Source organism: Streptomyces sp., from assembly GCF_019510245.1.
Classification (GTDB): domain Bacteria; phylum Actinomycetota; class Actinomycetes; order Streptomycetales; family Streptomycetaceae; genus Streptomyces.
The window spans coordinates 150,672-176,098 of the sequence record NZ_JAEKKT010000128.1 but is presented as its reverse complement, the minus strand read 5'-3'; the positions used below and the strand labels follow the sequence as shown (position 1 = coordinate 176,098).

The following is a 25,427-nucleotide window of genomic DNA, read 5'->3' as shown; positions in this document are numbered from 1 at the left end:
GTAGGCGACGTGCGGCTCGACGGTGATGGCCCAGAGCCCGAGGCCGACGGCGTTCAGGGCCATGCCCGCGGTGACGACGGGTGCGCCGCCGATGCGGTCGGACAGTGCCCCGGCCAGCGGTCCGGCGATCATGGGCATGTTCTTCGGACCCAGCGCCAACCTCGTCATGAGCACCGTCCGCCCGGAAGAGCAGGGCATCGCCTCCGGCGCGAACAACGCGATCCGCGAGGTCGGCGGCGCCATCGGCGTGGCGTCGCTGGCCGCGGTCTTCTCCGCCCAGGGCGGCTACGGATCCGCCTCACAGTTCGTGGACGGACTGATCCCGGCCCTCTGGGTCGGAGCCGGTGCCGTCGCCCTGGCAGCGGCTGTGGCGTTGCTGATGCGCCGGCAGCGCAAGGCCGACAGCTCGGCTGCCGGCCTTGCTGCCGGGAGTGCTCCGGCCGACGCGGTCGCGACCTGAAGCCCGGACCGAGGGGCGGCCCAGCCGGTCACAGCGGGGCCGCCCCTCAACTGACCTGCCCTACAGGTGCGTTCGTCGTGCGGGGTCATCACACCCTGGTCGAGGCCCCTCGGACAGCGCGCCTTTCGGGTCGGCGCTCGATCGGCTGAGGGGCAGTGTTCCCCTCACCGTGGGGGTCACCGGTTCGTCTTGCCGGCCAGGAAAGGCCACAGATGTGCCAACAGCGCCTTCGGTTGCTCCTCCGGGATGAAGTGGCCGCACTCCGCGATCTCGGCACCGGTGACGTCGTCCGCATAGTCCCGCCAGATCTCCAGCGCCGGCAAGCGGGCAGGCAGCCCCTCGGAACCCCACAGGGCCAGCAGTGGCATGGTGAGGCGGCGGCCTTCGGCGGCGTCGATGTCGTCGAGCGCGGTGTCCTCCTCCATGGCGCGGTAGTCGTCCAGGCTCGCGCGCAGGGCACCCGGGCGGGAGAACGCACGGACGTAGCCGTCGACCGCATCGACTGTGAGTCCGTGGCGGTTGTAGGTCCACCGTTCGAAGAAGTACTCGAGATACCCGCGGATGTCGCGCCCCACGAGGCGTTCGGGCAGATCGGGCTGCATGTGGAACAGCCAGTGCCAGTACCCGGAGGCGAGCGAGGCGTCCAGGCGGCGGAACATCTCCCGGGTGGGAACGATGTCGAGCACGGCCAGCCGCTCCACCTGGTCCGGACGGTCCAGCGCCCAGCGGTGCCCCACGCGAGCGCCGCGGTCGTGGCCCACGACCTGGGCCCGCTCGAAGCCGAGCGCCTCGACGAGGCCTGCCATGTCGGCGGCCATCCGCCGCTTGCCGTAACCCGTGGTGGGCTTGTCGCTCAGGCCGTATCCACGCAGGTCCGGCGCCACCACCGTGTGCTCGGCGGCGAGATCCGCCAACACCGGCCGCCAGCAGTCGGAGGTCTGCGGCCAGCCATGGAGCAGGACAAGCAGAGGTCCGGCCCCGGCTCGGACGTAGTGCAGGCGGACCCCGTCCACCCGCGTCACTCCGGTCGTCACCGTCGGCTGTCCCATGGAGTGCGCCTCCCCGACCCGAGCTAACCCTCTTAGACGGTTAGGCTAGCGGGCAGAATGGAGCCGTGGCAACAGACGACGTGTGGATCTGGGACGGCGGACGGGTCTGCCTGGACTTCGCCAACACCCTCCGGAGCCGGTGGAGGACCACTCCCGAGGAGACACTCCGGGGACCGGACGACCTGATGGGCTGGCTCCGGCAGGCCCGTCTGCTCGCACCGGGGACCACCGACGCCGCCACTGCAGCCATTCTCCTGTCCGCCCGACGGCTGCGCGAGAGCGTCGACCGGGCCGTACTGGCGGTCGCCGCCGGCCGACTGCCCGCATCCGGCGACGTGACGCTGCTCAACCGATCGGCAGCGGCGGCCCCCAGACCCGCCCTGCAACTCGTCATCACCGAGGACCGCCTGGAGCCCGGCGGCACCGCGCCCCTCGCGGCCGACCCCATACTCGCGCTGGCGCTCATCGCCCAGGACGCCGTCGACCTGCTTCTGTCCGCCGAGATCCGGCGCGTACGCGTCTGCGGAGCGGACCGCTGCGCGCTGCGCTTCCTGGACCGCTCCCCGGCCCGCAACCGCCGCTGGTGCTCCATGTCCCGCTGTGGAAACCGCACCAAGGTCCGCCTCCACCAGGCGCGTACACGGCAGAGCGGCCGGATCACGGAAAGCTGACGGAGGAGTCCTCAGCTCACTCGGGCGACCTCATACGAAAGGCCGGGCCGGGGACGCTCTCGATGTCCTTGGCCTGCACCGGGTGGCGTCGTTCGCAGCGGATCCGGACGTCGACGTGCGCACCGCAGTCGCGGTGTCGCGCCACTACCGCCGACCGCCGGCCTTGCGGCGCGGCTTCGGATGCTGGTGGCGCGAACGCGCCGGGGAATGCGGGCGGAGTCCATGTCACACCCCGGCACCATTGAATTACGTTCGACATAACATAGAGTGAACAGAGCAGCCGGAGGGCGAGCGGCCCTTCCGGGAAGCGAAGGAGCATGGGGTGCGATACGAGAAAGAGCACAAACCGGTGACGCGGCAGCGCATCATCGAGACGGCCGGACGCCGGCTCAAGCGGGACGGCATCGACGGCTCGAGCGTCGCGACGCTCATGAAGGACGCGGGGCTGACCAACGGCGCCTTCTACACCCACTTCACTTCAAAGGACGAGCTCGTCGCCACTGCCGTCGCCGACCAACTGCACGCACAGAACGCGAACATCGTCGCGCACGCGGCACCCGGCCGCGACGGACTCGAACAGATCGTGCGGTGGTACATGTCCGCTCGGCACCGCAACAGCCCTGACGACGGCTGCCCGTCCGCTGCCCTGCTCGACGAGATAGGGCGCTGCGCAGACCCCATCAAGCAGGCCTACACAGACGGCGTACTTGTGGTCATCGACGGCATCGCCGCCCGCCTGGCGCCCGGCGATCCGCGCTCGGCCCGCACCAGGGCACTGAGCGCCTACGCCATGATGGCCGGGACACTGCAGCTCTCCCGGGCCCTCGCCGACCGGCAACTTGCCGATGAACTCCTCGAGCAGGGCATCCACAACGCCCTCGATCTGCTGGGCGCAGGCAATGAGCCCCACGAGGAGGACCTCGAACTGCCGCACCCACCCTCGCGACAGCAGTCGCTCCCCCGCAAGCACGATCATCCGCGCCCGATGGCCCCCGCCGCCACCGACCGGCACGTTGCCTGACCCCACGGCTCGTCACCCCTCATCGCAGGAGTCGAGCGTCTTCACAGGGAGCCGCGAGCGCCGCTCGATCGGTCACCCACGTCGCCGACGAGCGCCGCATCCGCAACGAGACATGACACACGGGAGAAAGGTTCCCCTTGCGGGCCGCCGACCAGCTCCTTAGAATTATGAACGTAATTCAAATGGTGTAAGACTGGCGCCCGTCACGTCGGCGTCCATGACGCGAGGTAAGGCCACTCCGAAGAGCGCTGCCCGCGAGGTGAGCGACAAGCACCGCACCAACGCGCCTGGCGCGCACTCGACCCCGGGGCTGCTGCCCCCTGTCGGCAGCCCTGCCGAGACAGAGCACTTTTCAGCGTCGGGAAGCCTGAAACGAACTGCACACGCAATCCACGTGCCGACATCGGAGACAACCGTGAGGGCCTTCACCCGGATCCAGGCCGCGAGCAACGTCGCCAACTCCTCATGTTGATGACGTGAGGGACCCCTTTCGTCCGGTGACGAGACCGGCCTGACACTCCTACCAGAAGGACCCGGACATGAGCGCATCGCGAAACTCCTCACCCCCCTCACGAACGTCGTACACGTTCGCGGCGACGCGCTCCTTGCCCGTGGACGGGGTGGACTTCGTCCACCGGCAGCTCGGCCCCGAGGACGGCGTGCCGCTGATCCTCCTGATTCACATGGCCGGAAACCTGGACAACTGGGATCCGCGCGTCGTCGACGGACTCGCCGCACGACGCCGGGTGATCACCTTCGGAAACCGCGGGGTGGGTGGGTCGGGCGGCTCCACGCCGGACACGATCGAAGGGATGGCCGACGACGGGGTGCGGTTCATCCGTGCCCTCGGCTTCGACCAGGTCGATCTGCTCGGCCTGTCGATGGGCGGCTTCATCGCACAGGTCGTCGCGGCGGAGGAACCGCGCCTTGTCCGCAAGGTCATCCTCGCGGGCACCGGCCCCGCCGGAGGGCCCGGCATCGACAAGGTCCCGGCGCTGGCCATCCAGGCCACGGTCAAGGGCGCCCTGACCCGCCAGGACCCGCTGCTCTCCATCTTCTTCACCGACACCGCCGGCGGCCGGCAGGCCGGGCGCGCCCTGGTGGAACGGCTGAAGGAGCGCACGGACGATCGCGACAGGAACGTCTCGCCGCCGTCGCTGCGCGCCCAGCTGAAAGCCGTCAGACGATGGGGCCGCCAGGCACCGTCGGACCTTTCGGCCATCCGCCAACCGGTCCTCGTGGCCAACGGTGAGAACGACCGGATGGTGCCCAGCCAGAACACGATCGACCTGGCCGCCCTTCTGCCCAACAGCGAACTCGTCCCTCTCTACCGTGACTCCGGCCACGGGGGGATCTTCCAGCACCACGAGGACTTCGTCGCAAGGGCGCTCGGCTTCCTCGAGTCCTGATCCTGATCGGATGCCGCTGGAGCGGGCCTCACATTCGCCGGCCGCGTCTCACGTGCACCGGGATTCGCTCCTCAACCCGTCATGCACGCTCGGCGCACCTTCCCGTCACGCTCTACCACACCGAAAGGTCCCGATGAACACGCTGGACACCCCCCTCACTCTCCCGAACGGCCAGATACTGCCCAACCGCCTGATGAAGTCGGCGCTCAGCGAGTCGCTCGGGGACAAGAACAACGCCCCCGACAAGCGCCTGGGCCGTCTGTACTCCACATGGAGCCGAGGCGGCTACGGCCTGATGATCACCGGCAACGTCATGGTCGATCGCGCACAGCTCGGTGAACCGGGCAACATCGTCATCGAGGACGAGCGTGATCTCGACGCGCTCTCTCGCTGGGCCAAGTCAGCCCAGGACTCGGGCGGTGCGATCTGGGCACAGCTCAACCACCCCGGCCGCCAGGCCAATCCCCTGGCACTCGGACATACGCCGGTGGCCCCCAGCCCGATCCCGACGAAACTGCCCGGAGCCACGACGCCGCGCGAACTGCGACCGGCCGAGATCGAGGAGATCATCGAGCGCTTCGCCACGGCCGCGGCCGTGTGTGAGACAGCCGGCTTCAACGGCGTACAGGTGCAAGCAGCCCACGGGTATCTCATCTCGCAGTTCCTGTCACCGCTGTCGAACCGGCGCGACGACGGCTGGGGCGGCGATCCCGAGCGGCGGATGCGTTTCGCCCTTGAGGTCGTCCGCCGCATCCGCGGCCGCGTCGGGCCCGGCTTCGCGGTGGGCGTCAAACTCAACTCGGCGGACTTCCAGCGGGGCGGGTTCACCGAAGACGAGTCCCAGGCCGTGCTGGCCGCGCTCGCCCACGAAGGCGTCGACCTCATCGAGGTCAGCGGCGGTAGTTACGAGTCCATGGCGATGAGCGGCTCGGCGGCGCCCAGTACCAGGGCACGCGAGGCGTACTTCCTGGAATACGCCCGCACTGTTCGCAAACTCGTGGGCGACATCCCACTCGCCGTCACAGGCGGATTCCGCACCCGTGCTGCCATGCAGCAAGCCGTACAGGCCGGCGAATGCGACGTGATCGGCATCGGCCGGCCGGCGATCACCACGCCGGACGCGGCCCGGCTCATCCTCGAAGGGCAGGCCGAGGCACTCACGGCACACCAGGTGCGCTACGGCATGAGAACCCTGCTGGGCAAGATCACCGACGTCAAGGTCCTGGACGGGGTACTGGACATCAGCTGGCACACCGACCAGATACATCGCCTCGGCAACGGCCTGCACCCCGACCTGAACCGCGGCAGCCTTGCCACCACCATCGCGATGGTGCGGCGAAACGGCCGCACCTCGTTCCGCGCCAAGCGAGGCGGGTCGTGAATCCCTGCGGCTGCAACGGTCGGAGCCCTCGCTGAGCCCCTCGGGGTTCAGGCAACAGACTGCGCCGGCCGACGGAGCATCTCGCCGTCGGCTCCGACAACGGCGCCTGCCTGTCGCCTGAACCCCGCTGAGACCGACGCGACCTCACCGATCCACGATGACGGTCGTGCCGCCTCCGTCGGAGACGGTCAGGGAGGGCTTGGACGGCGATCTATGTCGCCGACGTTTCCTCCACGGTCAGCACGATCTTGCCGGTGGTGCGGCCGGTCTCGCCCAGAACGTGGGCCTTTGCGGCCTCGGCGAGCGGGAAGGTGGCCTCGCTGCGGGCGCGCAGGGCGCCGGCCTCGACCCACAAAGCCCTGGCCGCACCACACAGGCCTTGACCTGGAATCCTGGACATCAGCCCCGCGGCTGGGGCCCAACGCCGCGTTATTAGGGGGCTGTTGGGCTCGTCACGGGAGGGGTGGTTTCCATGCGCCGGCAAGCACGTACTGCCCGTAACCGATCTTGCGGAGCCCCGCCGCTGCCGCCGTCCTGGCGTGGGGCCACGACTGTGCGAGACGGTCGACCGAGCCGTCCTCGCGGAGCCTGCCGGCACCACGAGCATCGCCACCGATGCCTCAACCGCGCCGGCACTGATCGCCCAGGACGCCGTCGAGCGGCTCCTGTCGGCGGAGATCCGGCGGGTACGTGTCTGCGGCGCGAACAGGTGCGCCCTGCGCTTCCTGGACCGCTCCCCCGCCCACAACCGCCGCTGGTGCTCCATGTCCCGCTGCGGCAACCGCACGAAGGTCCGCCTCCACCAGGCCCGGGCCAGACGCGGCGAGCACACGCCGGCAGACTGAGCCCGCCATGAGCCCCTGGCGCAACCGCGCCCGGTTCACTCGGCGGGCTTCAGACGAAATGCCGGGCCGGGGATGCTCTCGATGTCCTCCGCCTGCACGGCGTGGCCCCGTTCGCAGCGGATCTGGGCGTCGACGTGCGCGCCGCATCCACGGTGCCGCGGAGCCCGGCTCCCTGTAGGCCTCGGTGGCCAGGATCCCTTCCTCCACCAGCATCTTGAGCCGCGCCGCGAGGAGGTTGCGAGGACAGCCCAGGACGCGTTCGAACTCACCGAAACGGGACGAGCCGTACCAGACCTCGCGCAGGATCAGGATCGTCCACTTCTCACCCACGACCTCAAGGGTCCGGCCGATCGAGCAGTTTGACGTGTCCCGGTCCAGGCGGGGGTCCGCGCCGGCGTCCTGAAGGGTTTCGGTCCTCGCATCCATGCAGTGATACTAACCTCTCCTGAGTTTACTTTTCTATACCCAGCCAGTAGCGTCACGACCAGCAGCCCTCCCGGCCGACGCGAGAAACGGGCGCGCAGGGGACCTGCCCGAAGAATCACATCGACCACCGAAACACGCACGCAGAAAGGCTGCCGACATGAAGGCCTTCGTCGTCGAGAAGTACGGCAAGGACGGCGCGCGCGCCGCGGAGGTGCCCGAGCCCGCCGTCGGGGACCGGGACGTCCTGGTCAGAGTGAGCGCCGCCAGCATCAACCCGCTGGACAAGATGGTCCGCAACGGGGAGTTCAAGCAGCTCCTGAAGTACAAGACCCCGTTCGTGCTCGGCCACGACGTGGCCGGCGTCGTGACCCGGGCCGGCTCCGCCGTACACGGTCTCAAAGTCGGCGACGAGGTCTACGCCCGCCCGCGCGACCTGCGGGTGGGCGGCTTCGCGGAGTTCATCGCGATGGACATGGACGATGTCGCACCCAAGCCGGCCTCCCTCACCCTGCAGGAGGCGGCCGCGGTGCCGCTGGTGGCCCTGGCCGCCTGGCAGATCCTCGTCGACCGCGCCCACGTGAAGCCGGGTCAGAAGGTGCTCGTCCACGCCGGTGCCGGCGGCCTCGGGTCGACGGTCATCCAGCTCGCCAAGCACCTCGGCGCCACCGTGGCGACGACTACGAACACCGACACCGAGAAACTGGTCAGGAGCCTCGGTGCCGACGTCGTCGTCGACTACACCAAGGAGGACTTCTCCCAGGTGCTGTCCGGCTACGACCTGGTGCTGGACTCCGTGGGCGGAACGAACCTCGAGAAGTCGCTGACCGTGCTGAAGCCCGGCGGCCTGGCCATCAGTGTCGTCGGCCCGCCGGACGCCGCCTTCGCCAAGCAGCTCGGCGCCCCCTCCTTCCTGGGCCTGGTCATGAACACGCTCAGCCGTAAGATCCGCAAGCAGGCCAAGGCGCTGGGCGTGCGCTACCAGTTCTTCTTCATGCAGGCCAACGGCTCCCAGCTGCGCAAACTCGGCGCCCTCTACGACAGCGGGAAGCTCCGCCCGGTCATCGACAGCACCTTCCCGTTCGACCGGACACTCGAGGCGATGGCGCACGTCGAGCAGGGCCGCACCAAGGCCGGCAAGGTCGTGGTGTCGATGGTGCCCGGCAACGACTGAGACGCGGCCGGCCACAGACCCTCCGTTCCGGCGCGGTCACCGGAGGGGGCGATACATCACGAAGAGCCGCAGCTGTGGACGTTCGGTGCCATTCCGCACGCCGTATGCTCGCGGCACAGCACGCCGCGCGGCTCCAGACGGCCGCGCAGACTGTGCCCGGCCGTGCCAAACAATCCGGCAGACCTTTCCCGGTTACCACTCGGTCCAGAACGCGGCAACCGCGACGAACGGTCGCATGCTGTCGCCGTGGTCGACGAGATCGGACGCGGCCAGACACGCTTGCACCGACGGCGTACCGGCTGTCGTGGACAGCATCCGCCCGCATGGCTCCCGAGGGTCCGCTCGCGGTAAGCGCGAGGGCGCTCCGGATTCCTCCCGGCCCCGTCGAACGTCTGCCGCGGCAGTCTGCGGGGCCCGGCACTCTCTCTCGTTGACGCGCGCGCCCCTCTCTTGCACGACCGGCCCCTTACGCAAGGCGATGCCCTGCTCACGGCAGACATGCTCAGGACGGCGGCGTCCGTCCGCCGTGCGACGCATGTTGCCGGTGGGGAGTGCGGTCCTCGTCGACCAGGGCCGCGCGGACGCCCTCCAGGAAGTCGGGCGTGCGGATGGTCGTGCGGGTGAGGTCGAGTTCGCAGTTGAGGCACTCGCGCAACGTGTGCTCCCTGCCCCGGCCAGTGGTGCCGTCCTCGTGGCCGGTGCACGACTACCTCCCAGGCGTGCCGTCGGCAGTCATGCGCGCATCCTCGGGGGCTCATGGTTCGCTCGCCGTGGCGAGTTCAACCGGGTTCGACGACGGTGTCGCCTGGTTCGTCCTGCGGCTCGGCGGACTCGGCGCGGCACGCAGGCGGCCCGCGCCGGAAGGGCGGCCCGCGCCCTGGGATTGGCACAAGTGCACCCCCAGCACAGTAAGCACTCGCGAGGGAGGCGCCGAACCAGACCTCGCGCCGGACAAGGGTCGTCCTCGCCGCGCCCACGACCTCAGGGGCCCGGGCGATCGAGCCGTTCGGCGTTTCCCCGGTCGAGACGGGGCCCATCCCGACGCCCTGAAGAGCCTCCTCGTGTCCATGGGTCTGACTCCAACCCATCTGAGTTTACTTTCCTATACTCAGCCAGTAGCGTCATGGCCATCACTTCGGCCCGGCTGCCGCGAGCACCCGGTACGGCACCCGCCTGAGAAGGAGCCCCACCATGGGAGTAAGCCCAGAGGCCCACGAGTTCGCGCAGTTCCTCGCGAGTGTGAGCGCGAAGTCGGCGACACCCGGCCTCGATCTGGCCGTCATCCGTGACATCGTCGACTCGAACCACAAGGCGTCGACCGAGCCGGAAGGCGTCACCTACGCCGAGGTGGACGCGAACGGCGTCCCCGCCCTGTGGGCCATCCCCGAAGGCGCCGACCCCGACCGGGCGCTGCTCCACTTCCACTTCGGCGGATCCGTCACCGCCTCCATGCACTCGGACCGCAAGGCCGCCGGCCACATCGCCAAGGCGGCCGGTACCCGCTCGCTCGTCGTGGACTTCCGCCTGGCGCCCGAACATCCCCACCCGGCGCAGCTCGACGACGCCGAGACGGCCTACCGGTGGCTGCTCTCGCAGGGCTACGAGCCGCGGAACATCGGCAGCACCGGCCACTCGATCGGCGGCACCCTGGCGGTGATGCTGCCGCTGCGCCTGCTCGCCAAGGGCGAACCGACCCCGGGCGCGATCGTCAGCGTCTCCCCGTGGACCGACCTCACCATCCGGAACGCGTCGGTGGACGAGAACGAGGAAAGCGACAAGATGCTCAGCAGGGGCACGCTCGAACTCTTCCGGGGAGCCTGGCTGCAGGAGCCCGGAGTGGACTTCGCCGACCCGCAGATCAGCCTCGTGAACGCCGATCTGACCGGCCTGCCGCCCACGACCGTCCACTACGGTGAGTACGAGACCCTCGCCGACGACGGCGCCCAGCTCGGCCGCCGACTCGCGGAGTTCAAGGTCACCTCCGAAGTCCACCCGCTGCCCGAAGGCCAGCACTCGTTCGTCCTGGGCGCCGGTCGGGTACCCGAGGTGGATCAGGCAATCCAGCAGATGGGCCAGTGGCTCCGTAAGCACCTCGGCGCGTGAGCAGAAGCTGCACCTGACGGCCAGGCCGCCGCACCACCGACATTGCCGGTGACAGGTCGCCGATCTCCGGCATCCTGCTCCGCATACCGGCCGGCATGCGGTACTTGTGTCCGACACCGTTCCGCACGCAGCCCCACCACCGTCCCTCGATGCCACAAAGGAGTGCGCGATGGGAACGTACGAGGATGTCTTCCGCGCCAGTACCGAGGACCGGGAGAGCTTCTGGCTGAAGGCGGCAGAGGGCATCGACTGGGATGTCACTCCGCAACGCGCCCTGGACTCCTCGGGCGCCCCGTTCCACCGCTGGTTTCCCGACGGGCGGCTCAACGTCTGTTTCAACGCGCTCGACCGGCACGTCGAAGCCGGCCGGGGCGAACAGCCCGCGCTCGTCTACGACTCCCCCGTGACAGGCACCCGCCGCACCTACACCTACGCGCAGCTGAGGCACGAGGTGGCGGCCTTCGCCGGAGCGCTCGCACAGCTCGGCGTGGGGCACGGCGACCGGGTGGTGATCTACCTGCCGATGGTCCCCGAGGCCGCCGTCGCGATGCTGGCCTGCGCACGGATCGGCGCGGTCCACTCGGTCGTCTTCGGTGGATTCGCCCCGCACGAACTCGCCCTCCGCATCGACGACGCAGCCCCCAAAGTGGTGGTTTCCGCCTCCTGCGGCGTCGAGGGCAAGCGTGTCGTCGCATACAAGCCCCTGCTCGACCGGGCGATCGAACTCGCGGTCCACAAGCCCCAGAAGAGCGTGATCCTGCAACGCCCCCAGGAGCGGGCCGAGTTGGGGTCCGACGATCTCGACTGGGCCGATCTGGTCGCCGCCGCCGCGCCGGCCGACTGCATTCCCGTCCCCGCCACCGACCCCCTCTACATCCTCTACACGTCCGGGACGACCGGAAAACCCAAGGGAGTCGTACGCGACTGCGGCGGCTACGCGGTCGCCCTGCACTGGTCGATGGGCGCCGTCTACGACGTGGGCCCGGGCGAGACGATGTTCACCGGCTCCGACGTGGGCTGGGTCGTCGGGCACTCGTACATCGTCTACGGCCCGCTCCTGGCCGGCGCCACCACCGTGCTGTACGAGGGCAAGCCGGTCGGCACGCCGGACCCGGCCCAGTTCTGGCGCGTGGCAGCCGAGTACCGGGTCAAGACCATGTTCACGGCGCCCACCGCCTTCCGCGCGATCCGCAAGGAGGATCCGAAGGGCACGCTCACCGCGGGCTACGACCTCTCCGGCCTGCGTTATCTCTTCCTCGCCGGCGAGCGCCTCGACCCCGAGACCTATCACTGGGCGAGCGGCCTGCTGGGTGTGCCGGTGATCGACCACTGGTGGCAGACCGAGACCGGCTGGCCCATTGTCGCCAACCCGGTCGGAATCGAGGCCGCGCCCGTCAAGCCCGGCTCCCCCACCCGCCCGCTGCCCGGATGGGACGTCCGCGTCCTCGACCCCACCGGGCAGCCCGTGCCACCCGGCGTCGACGGCGCGATCGTCGTCAAGCTCCCCCTGCCACCCGGCGCCCTGCCCACCCTGTGGAACGACGACGCCCGCTACATCGCCTCCTACCTGTCCGCCTTCGACGGTTATTACCTCACCGGCGACAGCGGACACATCGACCAGGACGGCTACGTCTTCGCCATGGGCCGCACCGACGACGTCATCAACGTCGCCGGACACCGCCTGTCCACCGGCAGCATGGAAGAGGCCCTGGCCACCCACCCCGACGTCGCCGAATGCGCCGTCATCGGCGTCGCCGACGCCCTCAAGGGACAGGTGCCGCGCGGCCTCGTCGTCCTCAAGGCGGGCACCACCCGCGAACCGGCCGAGGTCGAGGCCGAACTCGTCCAACTCGTGCGCGAGCGGATCGGCGCCGTCGCCTCCCTCAAGGACGTCACGGTCGTCGCCGCCCTGCCAAAGACCCGCTCGGGCAAGATCCTGCGCAGGACGATGCGCGGCATCGCCGACGGCCGTGACGAACCCATCCCCTCCACGGTGGACGACCCCAGCGTCATCGAGGTCCTGCGCCCCGTTCTCCGCCGCGCCGGTCACACACCGTGAACGCCCGACACTCTCGACCCGGCCGTGCCGCGGCCACCATGGGGCGGCTGCGGACGGCCGTCCGCACTCTCGCGGACATCGACCTGCCACCCGACGAGCTGCTGACACACCTTGATGACGTGGTCATCCGCATGCAGCGCGAGGAGGAACGGGGTACGGACGAGATCAGCGCCACCTGCCTGTACGCGGTCTACGACCCTGTCTCCCGTGTGTGCTCCCTGGCCAGTGCCGGACACCTTCCGCCGGCCGTCGTGACTCCCCCGACCACCGACGGCAACGCCACCGCGGCCCACCCGGTCGACGTCCCGGAGCTGCCGGTCGGCCCGCCCCTGGGCCTGGGCGGCCTCCCCTTCGAAACCACCCAGTTCGAACTGCCACAAGGCAGTCGGCTGGCGTTGTACACCGACGGCCTCGACCAGAGCCGCTCTCGCGACGTCGAGACCGCCCTCGCGCTGCTGCGCGACGTGCTCGCCCGAGCACCGGCGTCGCTCGAGGAGACCTGCGACGAACTGCTCTCCGCGCTGCTGCCCAGCCGTCCCGCGGACGACGTCGCCCTCCTTGTGGCACGAACAGAGGTGCTCGACGCCGACCACGTCGCCACATGGGATCTCCCCAGCGACCCGGCAGTGGTATCGAAGGCCCGCGTCCATGCAGCCGATCAGCTGGCCGCCTGGGGTCTGGAAGAAATGGCCTTTCCCACAGAGCTGGTCGTCAGCGAACTGGTGACGAACGCCATCCGCTACGGCAAGAGCCCCATCCGGCTGCGGATGATCCTTCAGTCCGCGCTGACGTGCGAAGTTTCCGAGGCCAGCAGCACCGCCCCGCACCTGCGCCGCGCCCGGGACTTCGACGAGGGCGGTCGCGGCTTGTTCCTGGTCTCCCAGCTCACCCAACGCTGGGGTACTCGCCACGGCCGCGAAGGCAAGGTCATCTGGGCGGAGCAGCCGATTCCGGCATCCCCTGCCGAAGTCCCGTCCGCTCTGCGGTGACAAGCTGCTGTCTTTCCGGGGTTGAGGACTGCGTTTCCACTGGTCAGGTCTGGGGGCGACGGTTCAGTCGCGGTGACGAACCGTCGAGTTGCCGTTCCGGTGGAGGTCGGAGATGCCGTCGGATGTGGGACTGCTGGAACAGCGCGAGTGCGCCCCTCGCCGTCGTGTCAGCACCACCGGAGCCCGGCACCGGCAGTCCATAGATCGACAAGCGACATATCGCGAGGCCGTCGAGCCCGGGCCATGACATCTGGCGGTCGTGCCCAAGGAGGTACTGCCGCCACCGGCCGCGGCATCACCGTATAGGGGGACGCCCCGGGTGTGAACGGCGACGAACTCCACCCAGCGCAGCGCTGGGCATCAGCGGAGCCCCGGTCCAGCCCCGAAGGCGGCCCGTCAGCCGATCAGGTGCAACCCGTCCCCGAAGTCGATGCGGGCGAGGTCGGCGCGCGAGACGATACCGAGCTTGGGGAACACGTTGGCAAGGTGATGGGCCACGGTGCGGGGACTGATCAGCAGCTGTGCCCCGATCTCCCGGTTGGTGAGCCCCTGCGCGGCCAGCCGTGCGACTCTCAGCTCCTGCGGGGTGAGGATGGCTGCGGTGTCCCGGACCGGTGCGAGGTCGCGGTGCAGGTGCTGCCCGGTCAGTTCCTGTTCGGCCCGGGTGCGGGCGAGCAGGGGCGCCGCGTGCAGCCGCCGGAAGATCTCCGCTGCTTCGGCGAGCTGGGTCCGGGCGTCGGTACGGCGGCGGGCCCGCCGCAGCCACTCGCCGTACAGCAGGCGGGTGCGGGCGTGGTTGAAGGGCCGCGACCGCGCTCCGGGAACATCCAGCGCGAGCCGGAACTGCTCCTCCGCGTCCGCCCCCGACGCCAGCAGGGCATTCACCAGGTGCGTCGCGGAGATCGCCCACGCCGCCCCGGTCCGCTCGGCCCACCGCCGCAGCAGCCGCGCCTGTTCCTCGGCCGTCGCCCGCTGCCCGCTCTGGAGGGCGGCCTCGGCGGTGTCCGGCGCGGCGAGCACCGCGATGGTGGGGTGCGCCGCGTGGTGTCCGCCCTCGGTCAGGCGGACCAGGTAGTCCAGGGCTTCTTCGGCCCGGCCGGCGAAGAGCGCCGACATGCCGAGGGTCCACTGCGCGGCGGCGCTGAGCAGGCGCACACTGCGCGGCACGGAAACCTCGAAGGCCCGGGCCGCGTAGTCCGCGACGGCCGGCTCATCGCCTCGCGCGGCTGCCAGCCATCCGAGGCAGCTGTGGCACTGCGACGCCAAGTGGTCGTCACCGATCTCCCCGGCCACCTGGAGCCCTTCCAAGGCGTTCGCCGCGGTCGACGTCCAGGAGCCCTGCGCGACGCCCAGCGCAGCCGCCTGTGCCAGCGCCTGGGTCAGGGCGGTCACCTGGTCCGTGGGCCGCAGCAGGTCGATCTCGAAGCGCAGAGCCTCCTCCTGGGCGGACTCGATTCCCCAGGCGATCGCCACCGGCGCCGGCGGCATCAGGAACCAGGAACTGCCGCTGAGCCGGCTGAGGACCTCGGCGTCGGGGGCCACGGCCTGGTCGCTGTCGTCGGCTCCGTCGCTCAGGTCCTGCGTCCACCACTGGCGCAGCGACGGCAGCAGATCGGCGTTCGGGAAGTTCCCCTGCGGGAGGCGCCGCTCGAGCCGCTCGAGCGCCTCGCGCTGCAGCTCGCCGTGCCCGGCCGCCCACGCCGCCCGCAGCGCCACGCTGCCGAGCTTGAACGCCTGCCCCGCGTCGGCCACCCGCTCCATGTCCCGGATGAGACGACGGCAGGCGATTCCCAGATCGCCGTGCGCGTACTCGATCAGCCCGCTCAGCCCTTCGCTGAGCTCCCCGACCGTGGCTTCGGAGGACATCCCTTCCGCCCGCTCCAGCATGCCCCGCGCCGCATCGACCTGTCCGGCCTCCCAGGCCGCCCTCGCCCCGTAGGACAGTCGCCGTGCCGCGTCGTCCGCGGCGGGTGACAGCCTCGCCGCACGCTGCAGGGCACGGGCAGCCGTGGCACAGCCGCCGCGCGCCCAGGCACGGCGGGCCGACTCCTCCAGCAGCCGGGCCACCTCCTCGTCGGTTCCGCCCGTGGCTTCCACAGCTGCGGCGAGATGCCAGGGCCGCAACTCGCCGGCGTGCTCGCCGCTCAGCACGGAGGCGAGAGCGTGATGCACAGCCTGCCGGTCCACGGGCGGCGCCACGTCGTAGACCACCGCCCCCATGAGCGGGTGGCGGAAGCGGATCCGCCCGCCCGAGCCCGTGGTGAGCAGGCCCGAGTGCTGGGCCTCGTCCCACGCGGCCGCGTCGAGGCCGAGCACGCCACCGGCCTGGCGCACGGTGTCCCGGTCACTGCGGTCGTCGGCGGCGGCGAGGAGAAGCGCGGTGCGGGCAGGCGCCGACAACTTCTCGATCCGGGCGTGGAAGGAACGACGCAGGCGGGGCCCGACGGTGATCTGGTCGTCGCCCAGCGGATACGTCGAGAGGTCACCGGCCGCTTCGGACGTGGGCAGCTCCTGGAGTGCCAGCGGATTGCCGGCCGCCGCGCGGACCGTGCGGCGGATCACCGTCTCGTCCGCGTGCGGAGCGAGGGCACGGGCGAGGAGCCGTGCGTTGTCGTCGTCCAGCCCCCGGACCTCCATCGCCGACAGTTTCTCCCAGGGGCCCTCGACGGGATTGTCGTGGCCGGTGAGGAGCATGACCACGGCCTCGTCGCGCAGCCGGCGAGCGACGAAGGCCAGGCACTGGGCGGACGGCTCGTCCAGCCACTGGGAGTCGTCGGCGACGATCAGAACCGGCCGCTTGTCGGCCAGCTCGCCGACGAGCGTCAGTACGGCCACGCCGATCAGAAACCGGTCCGCCGCATCGTTGCTCGTACCGAGCGCCCCGTTCAAGGCGTTGGCCTGCGGCTCCGGGAGCGTGCTGATCCGCTCCGTCACCGGCCACAGCAGTTCGTGCAGTGCGGCGAAGGCCAGCTGCGACTCAAGGCGAGTGCCCCCGCATCGCAGGACGGTGAAGTCCGCGGCGGCCGACTCAGCCATGTATTCGAGCAGGGCGGTCTTACCGATGCCGGGGTCACCCCACAACATCACGCTCGCACCCAATCCCTGACGGGCACCGTCAAGGATCCGGTCAAGGGCTGCCTGCTCCTGGCGCCGTCCGTAGAGGTCCATTTGCTTGAAAGCTTAATGGGCTGCATTCGCCCCGAGCCACTGCCGCAACCCGAGCTCAATGACACCAGGCCATATGTGACGGACACGGTGACGGATCCGCTTGCCGCGCTTCCTTCGTAGCGTCGGGCGTGATCAGTGAACTCGCGCCTCACGGCAGCAGAAGGACATGGCGACAGGGACATGGCGACGGTGATCCGGGGTCGGGAGCGTCGGCAGGCCAGTGGCTCAGCTCGTTGTGACGGACGCCGATATCGCCGCGGCGGCCACGGACCCGAAACCGCGGCTGCGCTACACCGCCGTCCCGACCGCCGGCCGCGTCAGCACGTTGTGCCACGTCTCCCTGCCCGGCCCTCGGCCAGCAGCCCGGCGCACCCAGCCGGCCAGCTGACACCCCCTCGCCCGTCGGGGGCATCGAGGCAACGGCAAGGAGAAGCACGACATGGCCACGCGTCTGCGAGACCTGGTCCTGCGCGTCGCCTCTGTCAAGTCAGGGTGCCCTGACGAACACGCGTCCCTGACGAACCGTCAGGGGCGCCCTTGGAGCGAACGATGACGCAGAGGTGCGGTGGTCTCCCGGGCGCGGCGGATCGGCCGCAAAGTCGTCTTTCGATCGTAATATTACATGCGTCAGACCATAGATTAGGATGGGAGGCAATGGCCCGGCGGAACTGATGGAGGAACCCTGTGGCGCGCTACACCAAGGAGCACAAGCAGGTGACGCGGCAACGGATCATCGAACGGGCCGGTCATCGGTTCAAGCAGGACGGCATAGACGGCTCCGGCATCTCCACCCTGATGTCGGACGCCGGACTCACCAACGGAGCCTTCTACGCCCACTTCGAGTCCAAGGACGACCTCGTCGCCAACGTCGTCGCCGACCAGTTGCGTACGCAGAAGGAGAGCTACGGCGCGTTGCGGCCCGGCCGCGAGGGACTCGAGGATTTCGTTCGCGAGTATCTGTCGCCCCAGCACCGGGACAACCCCGGCGACGGATGCCCGTCCGCCGCCCTGCTCGACGAGATCGGCCGCTGCGGGGACGGGGCCAAGGGGGCCTACACCGACGGTGCCAGGGGCATCGTGGAAGAGCTCGCTGCCCGCCTGGCACCCGAGGATCCGCAGTCCGCCCGCGGTCAGGCCATCGGGCTCTTCACCATGGCGGTGGGTACGTTGCAGCTGTCCCGCGCTCTCTCCGACCGGAAGTTCTCCGACGAGGTACTTGAGCAGGGAATCGAGAACGCCCTCACCTTCATCCGCTGAGGGGGACGGTCAATCCCCGGGCGGGTGACCGCCTGCCCCCTGCCGCGCCCTGCGTGGTGAGGTTGCGTCCGCACGCGAATGCGATTCCCTGCACGCCGACAACGCGGCCAGCGGGACTTCTCCAGGCCGCCTCACCACTCAGCGGGAGCTCGCCCGACCCGCCTCGCACCGAGCAGCCAGCACCGGCTCAGCCCCCTGGAGGCTCCCGCCGCGTCACTGGCGGGGCGTACCACGCCGTTCTCCGCATCGCCGTCCCGCACGCCGACCACCTCGCCGGCGCCGCACGGCCGGGAAACGGCCAGGTCAGTGATGCCGGACAGACGCCTCGAGTCGCCCGCCCACCGGGCGTCACGACTCTGAGTCAACGTCCTCGGTTTGAGCGCCGACCGGACCGCGGACCTACGGCCGTTCGAGGAACTCGAGAGCGGTCGGCACGAACTGCTCATGGAACTGGAAGATGCCGCCGTGGCCGGCGTCGGGGTAGATCACCAGCTCGGCGTTCGGCAGTCGCCGGGCCAAGTCGACCGAGTTCTGCGTCGGAACCATCCTGTCGTCGTCACCGTTGGCGACGAGCACGGGCTGCTGGACCACGGAGAGATCCTGCGGACGTGCCAGCCCCCAGCGGTGGATGGCCTTGAGCTGAGAGAGGTAGGAGACGAGGGAGATCGCTTTGTCCCGGTCCTTCGTGCGCTCCTTCAGACGAGCCAGGAACTCCTTGCCGGCCCGACGCCCGTTCGCGGTGCGGGTGAAGAAGAGGAACTGCTTCGGATCCTGAAGGGTGAGCAGCGCTCGGAGCGTGTCGAAGTGGGAGATCCGGGTCACGTTCTTGATGCCCTCACCGCCGGCAGGACCGGTGCCCGCAAGGATCAGTCTGCGGATGAGTTGCGGGTCGGTCTGCGCGATCACCTGGGCGATCATGCCGCCCATCGAGAAACTGAGGATGTCCACCTGCTTGAGTCCGAGCGCCCGGATGAAGGTGACGGCGTCCTTGGCCATCTCCTCGATGGTCTTCGGCGTCGAACCGGTGGAGGCGCCGACGCCCCTGCTGTCGAACGTAATCACCCGGTGCCCGGCGGCGATGCCGTCGACGACCCGGGGATCCCAGTTGTCGAGCACTGCGGCGAGGTGGGTGAGGAAGACCACCGGGACACCCGACCGGGGACCGAGCTCACGGTAGGCGAAGGTCACTCCGCCGGCGGTGACGGTGCGGGTCGATGCGTTCTTGTACGACGTCACCACGTCGCCTCGTACTCCATGTGCGTCGTTCACGGTCGTGCCCTTCGATGTGAGGGGTGGCGCCAGTGTGCGCCGCCCCCTTCTTCCTTGCAGGGTGGGCGCAGGGCGGTAACCCGGTCTCCCGACTGCGGCTGCAGTCGGCGGCCAGAGGCCTCGGGCGGGGCCGCTCCGGGTCAGATCCCTGAGGTTTCCCGCGACCTTTAAAGTATGACCGTAATTTCATGAGGGGGCAAGAGGGGACGCGGAACGAGATGGGATAGCGACAGGGATCGCGGGTTCCGCCGAACGTCGGGATGCAGGCCACGCCCTGCCACCAGAACAGGACAGGCCCGTACATCAAGGTGCGTGCAGCCCAGCCACCGCAGTTGAGCTCTGCAGCTCTGGCCCGGCGCCGACAAACGGCCTTCCGCGTGGCGCAGGGCCCCCGGGCCGGTTCACCGAAGGAATGGCCCGGAGCTCGTCTCACAGACCCCACGGAAGAGCGCAGGTCGGAACGCGTCCGACCTGCACTCTCCGGACCGTATGGACGTTCCGGGGGCCCTCTGGATGCCGGGTAAACTCCGTACACGTGACTTCAGCCGCGCCCGCCAAGCCCCGCATCCCGAACGTCCTCGCCGGACGCTACGCCTCCGCCGAGCTCGCCACGCTCTGGTCGCCCGAGCAGAAGGTGAAGCTGGAGCGGCAGCTCTGGCTCGCCGTGCTGCGGGCCCAGAAGGACCTCGGGATCGAGGTGCCGGACGCGGCGATCGCCGACTACGAGCGGGTCCTCGACACCGTCGACCTGGCCTCCATCGCCGAGCGCGAGAAGGTCACCCGGCACGACGTGAAGGCGCGGATCGAGGAGTTCAACGCCCTCGCCGGCCACGAGCACGTGCACAAGGGCATGACCTCCCGGGACCTGACGGAGAACGTGGAGCAGCTCCAGATCCGGCTCTCCCTCGAGCTGATGCGGGACCGTACGACGGCCGTCCTCGCCCGCCTGGGCAGGCTGGCCGGCGAGTACGCCGAGCTGGTCATGGCCGGCCGCTCGCACAACGTGGCCGCGCAGGCGACGACCCTCGGCAAGCGCTTCGCGACGGCCGCCGACGAGCTGCTCGTGGCGTACGGCCGCGTCGAGGAGCTTCTCGGGCGCTACCCGCTGCGGGGCATCAAGGGGCCGGTGGGCACCGCCCAGGACATGCTGGACCTGCTGGGCGGCGACGCGGCGAAGCTGACCGAGCTGGAGGACCGGATCGCCGCGCACCTCGGCTTCTCGCAGGCGTTCACCTCGGTCGGCCAGGTCTATCCGCGCTCGCTGGACTACGAGGTCGTGACCGCGCTGGTGCAGCTGGCGGCCGCCCCGTCCTCGCTGGCCAAGACGATCCGGCTGATGGCCGGGCACGAGCTGGTCACCGAGGGCTTCAAGCCGGGTCAGGTGGGCTCCTCGGCGATGCCGCACAAGATGAACACGCGGTCCTGCGAGCGCGTCAACGGCCTGATGGTGATCCTGCGCGGCTACGCCTCGATGACCGGCGAGCTGGCGGGCGACCAGTGGAACGAGGGCGACGTGTCCTGCTCCGTGGTGCGCCGGGTGGCCCTGCCGGACGCCTTCTTCGCGCTCGACGGTCTCCTGGAGACCTTCCTGACGGTCCTCGACGAGTTCGGCGCCTTCCCGGCCGTCGTCGCCCGGGAGCTGGACCGCTACCTCCCGTTCCTCGCCACCACCAAGGTGCTGATGGGCGCGGTGCGCGCGGGTGTCGGCCGTGAGGTCGCCCACGAGGCGATCAAGGAGAACGCCGTCGCCACCGCGCTCGCGATGCGTGAGCAGGGTGCCGAGCGCAACGACCTGCTCGACAAGCTCGCCGCCGACGAGCGGCTGCCGCTGGACCGCGAGCAGCTGGCGGCGCTGATGGCCGACAAGCTGTCCTTCACGGGCGCGGCCGCCGCCCAGGTCGGTGTCGTCGCCGGCCGGATCGAGGAGATCGTCAAGCAGCACCCCGAGGCCGCCGGTTACACCCCCGGAGCGATCCTCTGACCGGCCGTTCCCCCCGCTTCACCGCGGCGGAACTGGAGGCCGCCCGCGACCGTCTCGTCCCGGACGTGCTCGCGGAGGGCCTCCGCGTCCTGTTCTGCGGGATCAACCCCGGCCTGATGACGGCGGCCACCGGTCACCACTTCGCCCGTCCCGGCAACCGCTTCTGGCCGGTCCTGCACCTGTCCGGCTTCACCCCGAGGCTGCTGAAGCCCGCGGAACAGGCCGAGTTGCTGTCGTACGGGCTCGGCATCACGAACGTGGTGGCGCGGGCGACCGCGCGGGCCGACGAGCTGACGGCCGAGGAGTACGCCGAGGGCGGGCGCCTGCTGACGGCCAAGGTGACGCGGGTGAGGCCGAGGTGGCTGGCGGTGGTGGGCGTCACGGCCTACCGGGCCGCGTTCGCCGACCGCGGGGCCCGGGTGGGTCCGCAGGAGCGGACGATCGGGGAATCCCGGGTGTGGGTCCTGCCGAACCCGAGCGGCCTGAACGCGCACTGGACGGCGGCGACGATGGCGGAGGAGTTCGGGCGGCTGCGGGTGGCGGCGGAGGCCTAGCCGACGCTTCCACGGTTCGCCGTACCCCGCTGATCGCGGATCTCGGGCAGATCGGCGGCGTCCGGCACTCGCCGGGGTCGTCGGCGCCGAAGTACGATCCGGCCAACGTGCAGGGTTAGCTGGGAGGACGGACGTTGGCGGGATTGACCGGCGGTGATCCGTCTCTGCTGCGAAGGATCAATTCCGCGGTGGTGCTGCACGCGCTGCGGGCCACGGACTGTGCGACGCTCACCGAGATCACCCGGGTGACCGGGCTGTCCCGGCCGACCGTCGAGGGCGTCGTGGAGGGGCTCATCGAGGCCGGGCTGGTCGTCGAGACCGCGGCCGAGGAGGGCGCCGCCCGCCGGCAGGGGCGGCCGGCGCGGCGGTTCCGGTTCCGGGCCGAGGCCGGGCACCTGCTGGGCCTGGAGATCGGCCCGCACCGCGTCGCCGCGCTCCTGGCCGACCTGGACGGCCGGGTGCTGGGGGCACAGGCCAAGGAAGTCGACGAGACCGCCGACGCGGACGAGCGGCTGGAGCGGCTGCGCACCGCCGTGGCCGAGCTGCTGCGCCGGGCCGGAGTGGCGCGCAGTTCGCTGCGGGCCGTCGGGGTCGGCACCCCCGGCATAGTCGAGGCGGACGGCCGGGTACGGCTGGGCACCGCGCTGCCCGAGTGGACGGGGCTGCGCCTCGGCGAGCGGCTGAGCCGGTCCTTCAAGTGCCCGGTCCTGGTGGAGAACGACGCCAACGCGGCGGCCGTGGCCGAGCACTGGAAGGGCGCCGCCACCGAGTCCGACGACGTGGTGATGGTGCTGGCCGGGCTGAGTCCGGGCGCCGGATCGCTGATCGGCGGCCGGCTGCACCGGGGGTACGGCGGGGCGGCCGGGGAGATCGGCGCACTGCATCTGCTGGGCCGGGAGGTGACCCCGGAGACACTGCTGTCCACCACCGACGAGCCGCTGCATCCGCTGGACGAACAGGCGGTCGCCGAGGTGTTCGCGCTGGCCCGCAAGGGGGATGCGCGGGCGCGGGCGGCCGTGGACCGGTTCATACAGCGGCTGGTCCACGACGTCGCCGCGCTGGTGCTGGCGCTGGACCCGGAGCTGGTGGTGATCGGCGGCTGGGCGGCCGGCCTCGACGGCGTCCTGGAGCCGCTGCGGCGGGAGCTCGCGCGTTACTGTCTGCGGCCGCCCCGGGTCGCACTCTCGCTGCTCGGTGAGGCGGCGGTGGCGACGGGTGCGCTGCGGCTCGCCCTCGACCATGTGGAGGAGCAGTTGTTCGCGGTGGACGGGACGGTCACCGCGCGCCGCTGAGCGGATGCCCCGCACGCGAAGCGTCGCGCCCCGGCGGATGACCGGGGCGCGACCTGGTGTCAAGGGCGGTGGCTAGGAGGCCTGCCGCTCGGGGCCGTGGTGGATCTCCACGCCGCCGGTGTCGCCGAAGGTCAGCCGGCAGGTGTCCGCGCGGTAGGTGGCGACGGAGAGCGCGGCGGTACGGCCGGCGGCCAGGAACCGGGTGGTGACGACCAGCACCGGGGCACCGGGGAGCCGGTCGAGTTCCTTGGCGTCGTCCGCGCGGGCCGAGCCGAGCTCCACGGCGCGGTCCTGGCTCTCCAGCTCCAGGCGCTGCAGCTCACGCAGCACCGCACGCGCGCGAGGTGCTCCGGACGGCGCGTCGATCGCCGTCAGTTCCGGGATCGAGGCCGCCGGGATGTAGAGCAGCTCGGCGGCGACGGGCTGGCCGTGCGAGACGCGGGAGCGGCGCACGATGTGCACGGGCTCCTTCGCGCCGGTCTCCAGGGCGGTCGCGACGGCGGCCGGCGGCACCGCGAGGGTGCAGTCGGCGGGCTGCCAGGCGTCCCCGGGGGCGCCCGGCCAGGCGTGCTGGTCGGTGCCGACCGCCACGCCCATGCGCGGGGGCGCGACCGTCGTGCCGACGCCGCGGCGGCGCTGCAGCCGGCCTTCGAGTTCGAGCTGTTCGAGGGCCTGACGGAGGGTGGCGCGGGCCACGCCGAAGCGGGCGGCGAGGTCGCGCTCGTTGGGCAGGATCTCGCCGACCGAGAACTCCGAGTCCAGTGCCTCACTGAGCACGGTCTTGAGATGCCAGTACTTCGGTTCCGGCACCGATTCCAGCTGCGTGGTCCCCACCCTGTCCTCCGCAATCGCCGTGGTCCGGCGGCGTTTTAGCGCCCTTGTTTATTAAAGGTTGTTTTACTTATCTGCGACCATAGGGCGGCGCAGACCCTTGGTCAAGACCAATCCTCGATCCCTTGGCCAACGCATAGAAAGCGGTGCCACGGAGCGTTCACGAGGCGTTCGCGCGGGTGGGTTTTCGTGACATGGCGGCAAAGCTCCGGTCGCACGGCGCGGCGTACGACACGTCCTCGCACGGCAGGGCGGAATCGCGGAGCGGCCCGCATCCCCGGCCCAGAATGATCCGGGGACCGTCGGCGTGCGACACGCCAGACCGGGGACTACCCGCGAGTAGTAATTGCTGACAAGCTGTCTACGGCGTCCGCCGAAGTCGCCAGACGAGGAGCCCCCATGTCCGCCACCGTCTCGTTCAAAGCCCCGGCCGCGCACGGCCGGCAGGATGTGACCGTCTCGTACGCGCGCGTGGGCCGCGGCGAACCGCTGGTCCTCATCCACGGCATAGGGCATCACCGGCAGGCCTGGGACCCCGTGGTGGACATCCTCGCGACCGAGCGCGACGTGATCGCCGTGGACCTGCCCGGCTTCGGCGCCTCCCCGGCCCTGCCCGACGGTCTCGCCTACGACCTGCCCACCACCAACGCCCTGCTCGGTGCCCTGTTCGAGGCCCTGGAGCTGGACCGGCCGCACGTGGCGGGCAACTCGCTCGGCGGGCTGCTGGCGCTGGAGCTGGGCCGCGAGAAGCTCGTACGGTCCGTCACCGCCCTCTCCCCCGCCGGGTTCTGGTCCCAGGCCGAACGGCGCTACGCCTTCGGTGTGCTCATCGCCATGCGGCGGATCGCGGAGCGGCTGCCGCTCCCGCTGGTCGAGCGGCTGTCCCGGTCGGCCGCCGGCCGGGCCGCCCTGACGAGCACCATCTACGCCCGCCCGGCGCGCCGTTCACCCGAGGCCGTGGTCGCCGAGACGCTGGCCCTCGCGCAGGCCAGCGGATTCGCCGAGACGCTGCGGGCGGGTGCCGCCGTCCAGTTCACCGACGACGTCCCCGGCATCCCGGTCACCGTGGGCTGGGGCACCCGGGACCTGCTGCTGGTGCGCCGCCAGGGGGTGCGGGCCAAGCAGATCATTCCCAAGGCCCGGCTGGTCCGGCTGCCCGGCTGCGGGCACTGCCCGATGAACGACGACCCGGCGCTGGTCGCCCGCGTCATCCTCGACGGCAGCCGCTGAGGAGGGCCGGGCACCGACGCCGCGTCCGATGCGGTCGGCCGGCGACCGGCGGCCGACAGCACGGAAGCGGTGCACCGACCGCTCGCCCGGAGTTTGACGGCCGCCTGCCACAGCAGCGCGGCCGTTTCCGTGGCGCCAGGGGCACCGGACCGGAACGACCGTGACAGCACCGCCCTCCGGAGAGACAGCGCTTGCGGGGTGGTCCAGTTGTTCACTCGCGGTTTGCGTGTGCGCTGCGGGGCCCCAGTAGTTGTGGCTGTG

The 25,427-nt window shown here is 70.5% G+C and carries 16 protein-coding genes and 6 pseudogenes; 15 read left to right on the top strand and 7 right to left on the bottom strand.

Annotated features, from left to right (window positions below; translation table 11 throughout):
* Positions 1 to 136: 136 nt before the first annotated feature.
* Positions 137 to 460: pseudogene (locus JF597_RS16320) on the top strand (MFS transporter); the annotation flags it as partial.
* 176 nt (positions 461 to 636) lie between these two features.
* Here JF597_RS16320 and JF597_RS16315 read toward each other — a convergent pair.
* Positions 637 to 1,509 (bottom strand): alpha/beta hydrolase, encoded by an 873-nt coding sequence (locus tag JF597_RS16315; RefSeq protein ID WP_293994906.1) that lies wholly within the window; start codon positions 1,507 to 1,509, stop codon positions 637 to 639.
* A 65-nt stretch (positions 1,510 to 1,574) separates the two neighbouring features.
* Between JF597_RS16315 and JF597_RS16310 the strand changes: the two genes are divergently transcribed.
* The 4 genes and pseudogenes from JF597_RS16310 to JF597_RS16295 all read left to right on the top strand — a co-directional run bounded on the left by JF597_RS16310 (position 1,575) and on the right by JF597_RS16295 (position 5,991).
* Positions 1,575 to 2,180: an ABATE domain-containing protein gene (locus JF597_RS16310; RefSeq protein ID WP_293994904.1), complete on the top strand. Its 606-nt coding sequence runs from the start codon at positions 1,575 to 1,577 to the stop codon at positions 2,178 to 2,180.
* A gap of 322 nt (positions 2,181 to 2,502) precedes the next feature.
* Positions 2,503 to 3,072: pseudogene (locus JF597_RS16305) on the top strand (TetR/AcrR family transcriptional regulator); the annotation flags it as partial.
* 668 nt (positions 3,073 to 3,740) lie between these two features.
* Complete coding sequence (locus JF597_RS16300; RefSeq protein WP_293994901.1) at positions 3,741 to 4,610, top strand: alpha/beta hydrolase; 870 nt, start codon at positions 3,741 to 3,743, stop codon at positions 4,608 to 4,610.
* A gap of 133 nt (positions 4,611 to 4,743) precedes the next feature.
* Positions 4,744 to 5,991, top strand: a complete 1,248-nt coding sequence (locus JF597_RS16295; protein ID WP_293994899.1) for an NADH:flavin oxidoreductase/NADH oxidase family protein — start codon at positions 4,744 to 4,746, stop codon at positions 5,989 to 5,991.
* A 211-nt stretch (positions 5,992 to 6,202) separates the two neighbouring features.
* Here the strand turns inward: JF597_RS16295 and JF597_RS16290 are convergent.
* Positions 6,203 to 6,340 (bottom strand): annotated as a pseudogene (locus JF597_RS16290) (zinc-binding dehydrogenase); the annotation flags it as partial.
* A gap of 190 nt (positions 6,341 to 6,530) precedes the next feature.
* On the opposite strand from JF597_RS16290, the gene JF597_RS16285 reads away from it, so the two are divergent.
* Positions 6,531 to 6,836, top strand: coding sequence for a CGNR zinc finger domain-containing protein (locus JF597_RS16285; protein WP_293994919.1), 306 nt, complete (start codon positions 6,531 to 6,533; stop codon positions 6,834 to 6,836).
* A 228-nt stretch (positions 6,837 to 7,064) separates the two neighbouring features.
* Here the strand turns inward: JF597_RS16285 and JF597_RS16280 are convergent.
* Positions 7,065 to 7,262, bottom strand: a pseudogene (locus tag JF597_RS16280) (winged helix-turn-helix transcriptional regulator); the annotation flags it as partial.
* A 157-nt stretch (positions 7,263 to 7,419) separates the two neighbouring features.
* Between JF597_RS16280 and JF597_RS16275 the strand changes: the two are divergent.
* Complete coding sequence (locus JF597_RS16275) at positions 7,420 to 8,433, top strand: NADP-dependent oxidoreductase (RefSeq protein WP_293994897.1); 1,014 nt, start codon at positions 7,420 to 7,422, stop codon at positions 8,431 to 8,433.
* 502 nt (positions 8,434 to 8,935) lie between these two features.
* Here the strand turns inward: JF597_RS16275 and JF597_RS16270 are convergent.
* Positions 8,936 to 9,094, bottom strand: a pseudogene (locus JF597_RS16270) (enoyl-CoA hydratase/isomerase family protein); the annotation flags it as partial.
* A gap of 530 nt (positions 9,095 to 9,624) precedes the next feature.
* Here JF597_RS16270 and JF597_RS16265 point away from each other — a divergent pair.
* From JF597_RS16265 to JF597_RS16255, 3 genes and pseudogenes are all read left to right on the top strand, one after another.
* A complete protein-coding gene (locus tag JF597_RS16265) occupies positions 9,625 to 10,536 on the top strand; it encodes an alpha/beta hydrolase (protein ID WP_293994895.1) in 912 nt (303 codons plus the stop codon).
* A gap of 169 nt (positions 10,537 to 10,705) precedes the next feature.
* Positions 10,706 to 12,595 carry a propionyl-CoA synthetase gene (locus JF597_RS16260; protein WP_293994893.1) on the top strand — a complete coding sequence of 630 codons (1,890 nt, stop codon included), beginning with the start codon at positions 10,706 to 10,708 and terminating at the stop codon, positions 12,593 to 12,595.
* 26 nt (positions 12,596 to 12,621) lie between these two features.
* A pseudogene (locus JF597_RS16255) lies at positions 12,622 to 13,584 on the top strand (ATP-binding SpoIIE family protein phosphatase); the annotation flags it as partial.
* 396 nt (positions 13,585 to 13,980) lie between these two features.
* Here JF597_RS16255 and JF597_RS16250 read toward each other — a convergent pair.
* On the bottom strand, positions 13,981 to 16,752 hold the full coding sequence (locus JF597_RS16250) for an AAA family ATPase (protein ID WP_293994869.1): 2,772 nt from the start codon (positions 16,750 to 16,752) through the stop codon (positions 13,981 to 13,983).
* A gap of 684 nt (positions 16,753 to 17,436) precedes the next feature.
* Here JF597_RS16250 and JF597_RS16245 point away from each other — a divergent pair.
* The gene (locus JF597_RS16245) at positions 17,437 to 18,009 is read left to right on the top strand and encodes a TetR/AcrR family transcriptional regulator (RefSeq protein WP_293994867.1); all 573 of its coding nucleotides are present in this window, start codon (positions 17,437 to 17,439) and stop codon (positions 18,007 to 18,009) included.
* Positions 18,010 to 18,408: 399 nt separating this feature from the next.
* Here the strand turns inward: JF597_RS16245 and JF597_RS16240 are convergent, their stop codons facing one another.
* Complete coding sequence (locus tag JF597_RS16240) at positions 18,409 to 19,278, bottom strand: alpha/beta hydrolase (RefSeq protein ID WP_293994865.1); 870 nt, start codon at positions 19,276 to 19,278, stop codon at positions 18,409 to 18,411.
* Between the two features lie 535 nt (positions 19,279 to 19,813).
* Between JF597_RS16240 and purB the strand changes: the two genes are divergently transcribed.
* The 3 genes from purB to JF597_RS16225 all read left to right on the top strand — a co-directional run bounded on the left by purB (position 19,814) and on the right by JF597_RS16225 (position 23,105).
* The gene (gene purB, locus JF597_RS16235; protein ID WP_293994863.1) at positions 19,814 to 21,259 is read left to right on the top strand and encodes an adenylosuccinate lyase; all 1,446 of its coding nucleotides are present in this window, start codon (positions 19,814 to 19,816) and stop codon (positions 21,257 to 21,259) included.
* 65 nt (positions 21,260 to 21,324) lie between these two features.
* Positions 21,325 to 21,813 carry a G/U mismatch-specific DNA glycosylase gene (gene mug / locus JF597_RS16230; RefSeq protein ID WP_293994861.1) on the top strand — a complete coding sequence of 163 codons (489 nt, stop codon included), beginning with the start codon at positions 21,325 to 21,327 and terminating at the stop codon, positions 21,811 to 21,813.
* A 134-nt stretch (positions 21,814 to 21,947) separates the two neighbouring features.
* A complete protein-coding gene (locus tag JF597_RS16225; protein ID WP_293994859.1) occupies positions 21,948 to 23,105 on the top strand; it encodes an ROK family transcriptional regulator in 1,158 nt (385 codons plus the stop codon).
* A gap of 72 nt (positions 23,106 to 23,177) precedes the next feature.
* On the opposite strand, the gene JF597_RS16220 is transcribed toward JF597_RS16225, so the two are convergent.
* Complete coding sequence (locus JF597_RS16220; RefSeq protein WP_293994857.1) at positions 23,178 to 23,939, bottom strand: GntR family transcriptional regulator; 762 nt, start codon at positions 23,937 to 23,939, stop codon at positions 23,178 to 23,180.
* A 396-nt stretch (positions 23,940 to 24,335) separates the two neighbouring features.
* On the opposite strand from JF597_RS16220, the gene JF597_RS16215 reads away from it, so the two are divergent.
* Positions 24,336 to 25,166, top strand: coding sequence for an alpha/beta fold hydrolase (locus JF597_RS16215; protein ID WP_293994855.1), 831 nt, complete (start codon positions 24,336 to 24,338; stop codon positions 25,164 to 25,166).
* Positions 25,167 to 25,427: the final 261 nt, after the last annotated feature.

Bases quoted from the DNA above. Each gene is read 5' to 3' on its own strand.
- JF597_RS16315 (WP_293994906.1), bottom strand. From the start codon at position 1,509: ATGGGACAGCCGACGGTGACGACCGGAGTGACGCGGGTGGACGGGGTC.
- JF597_RS16300 (WP_293994901.1), top strand. From the start codon at position 3,741: ATGAGCGCATCGCGAAACTCCTCACCCCCCTCACGAACGTCGTACACG.
- JF597_RS16295 (WP_293994899.1), top strand. From the start codon at position 4,744: ATGAACACGCTGGACACCCCCCTCACTCTCCCGAACGGCCAGATACTG.
- JF597_RS16275 (WP_293994897.1), top strand. From the start codon at position 7,420: ATGAAGGCCTTCGTCGTCGAGAAGTACGGCAAGGACGGCGCGCGCGCC.
- JF597_RS16265 (WP_293994895.1), top strand. From the start codon at position 9,625: ATGGGAGTAAGCCCAGAGGCCCACGAGTTCGCGCAGTTCCTCGCGAGT.
- JF597_RS16260 (WP_293994893.1), top strand. From the start codon at position 10,706: ATGGGAACGTACGAGGATGTCTTCCGCGCCAGTACCGAGGACCGGGAG.
- JF597_RS16250 (WP_293994869.1), bottom strand. From the start codon at position 16,752: ATGGACCTCTACGGACGGCGCCAGGAGCAGGCAGCCCTTGACCGGATC.
- JF597_RS16215 (WP_293994855.1), top strand. From the start codon at position 24,336: ATGTCCGCCACCGTCTCGTTCAAAGCCCCGGCCGCGCACGGCCGGCAG.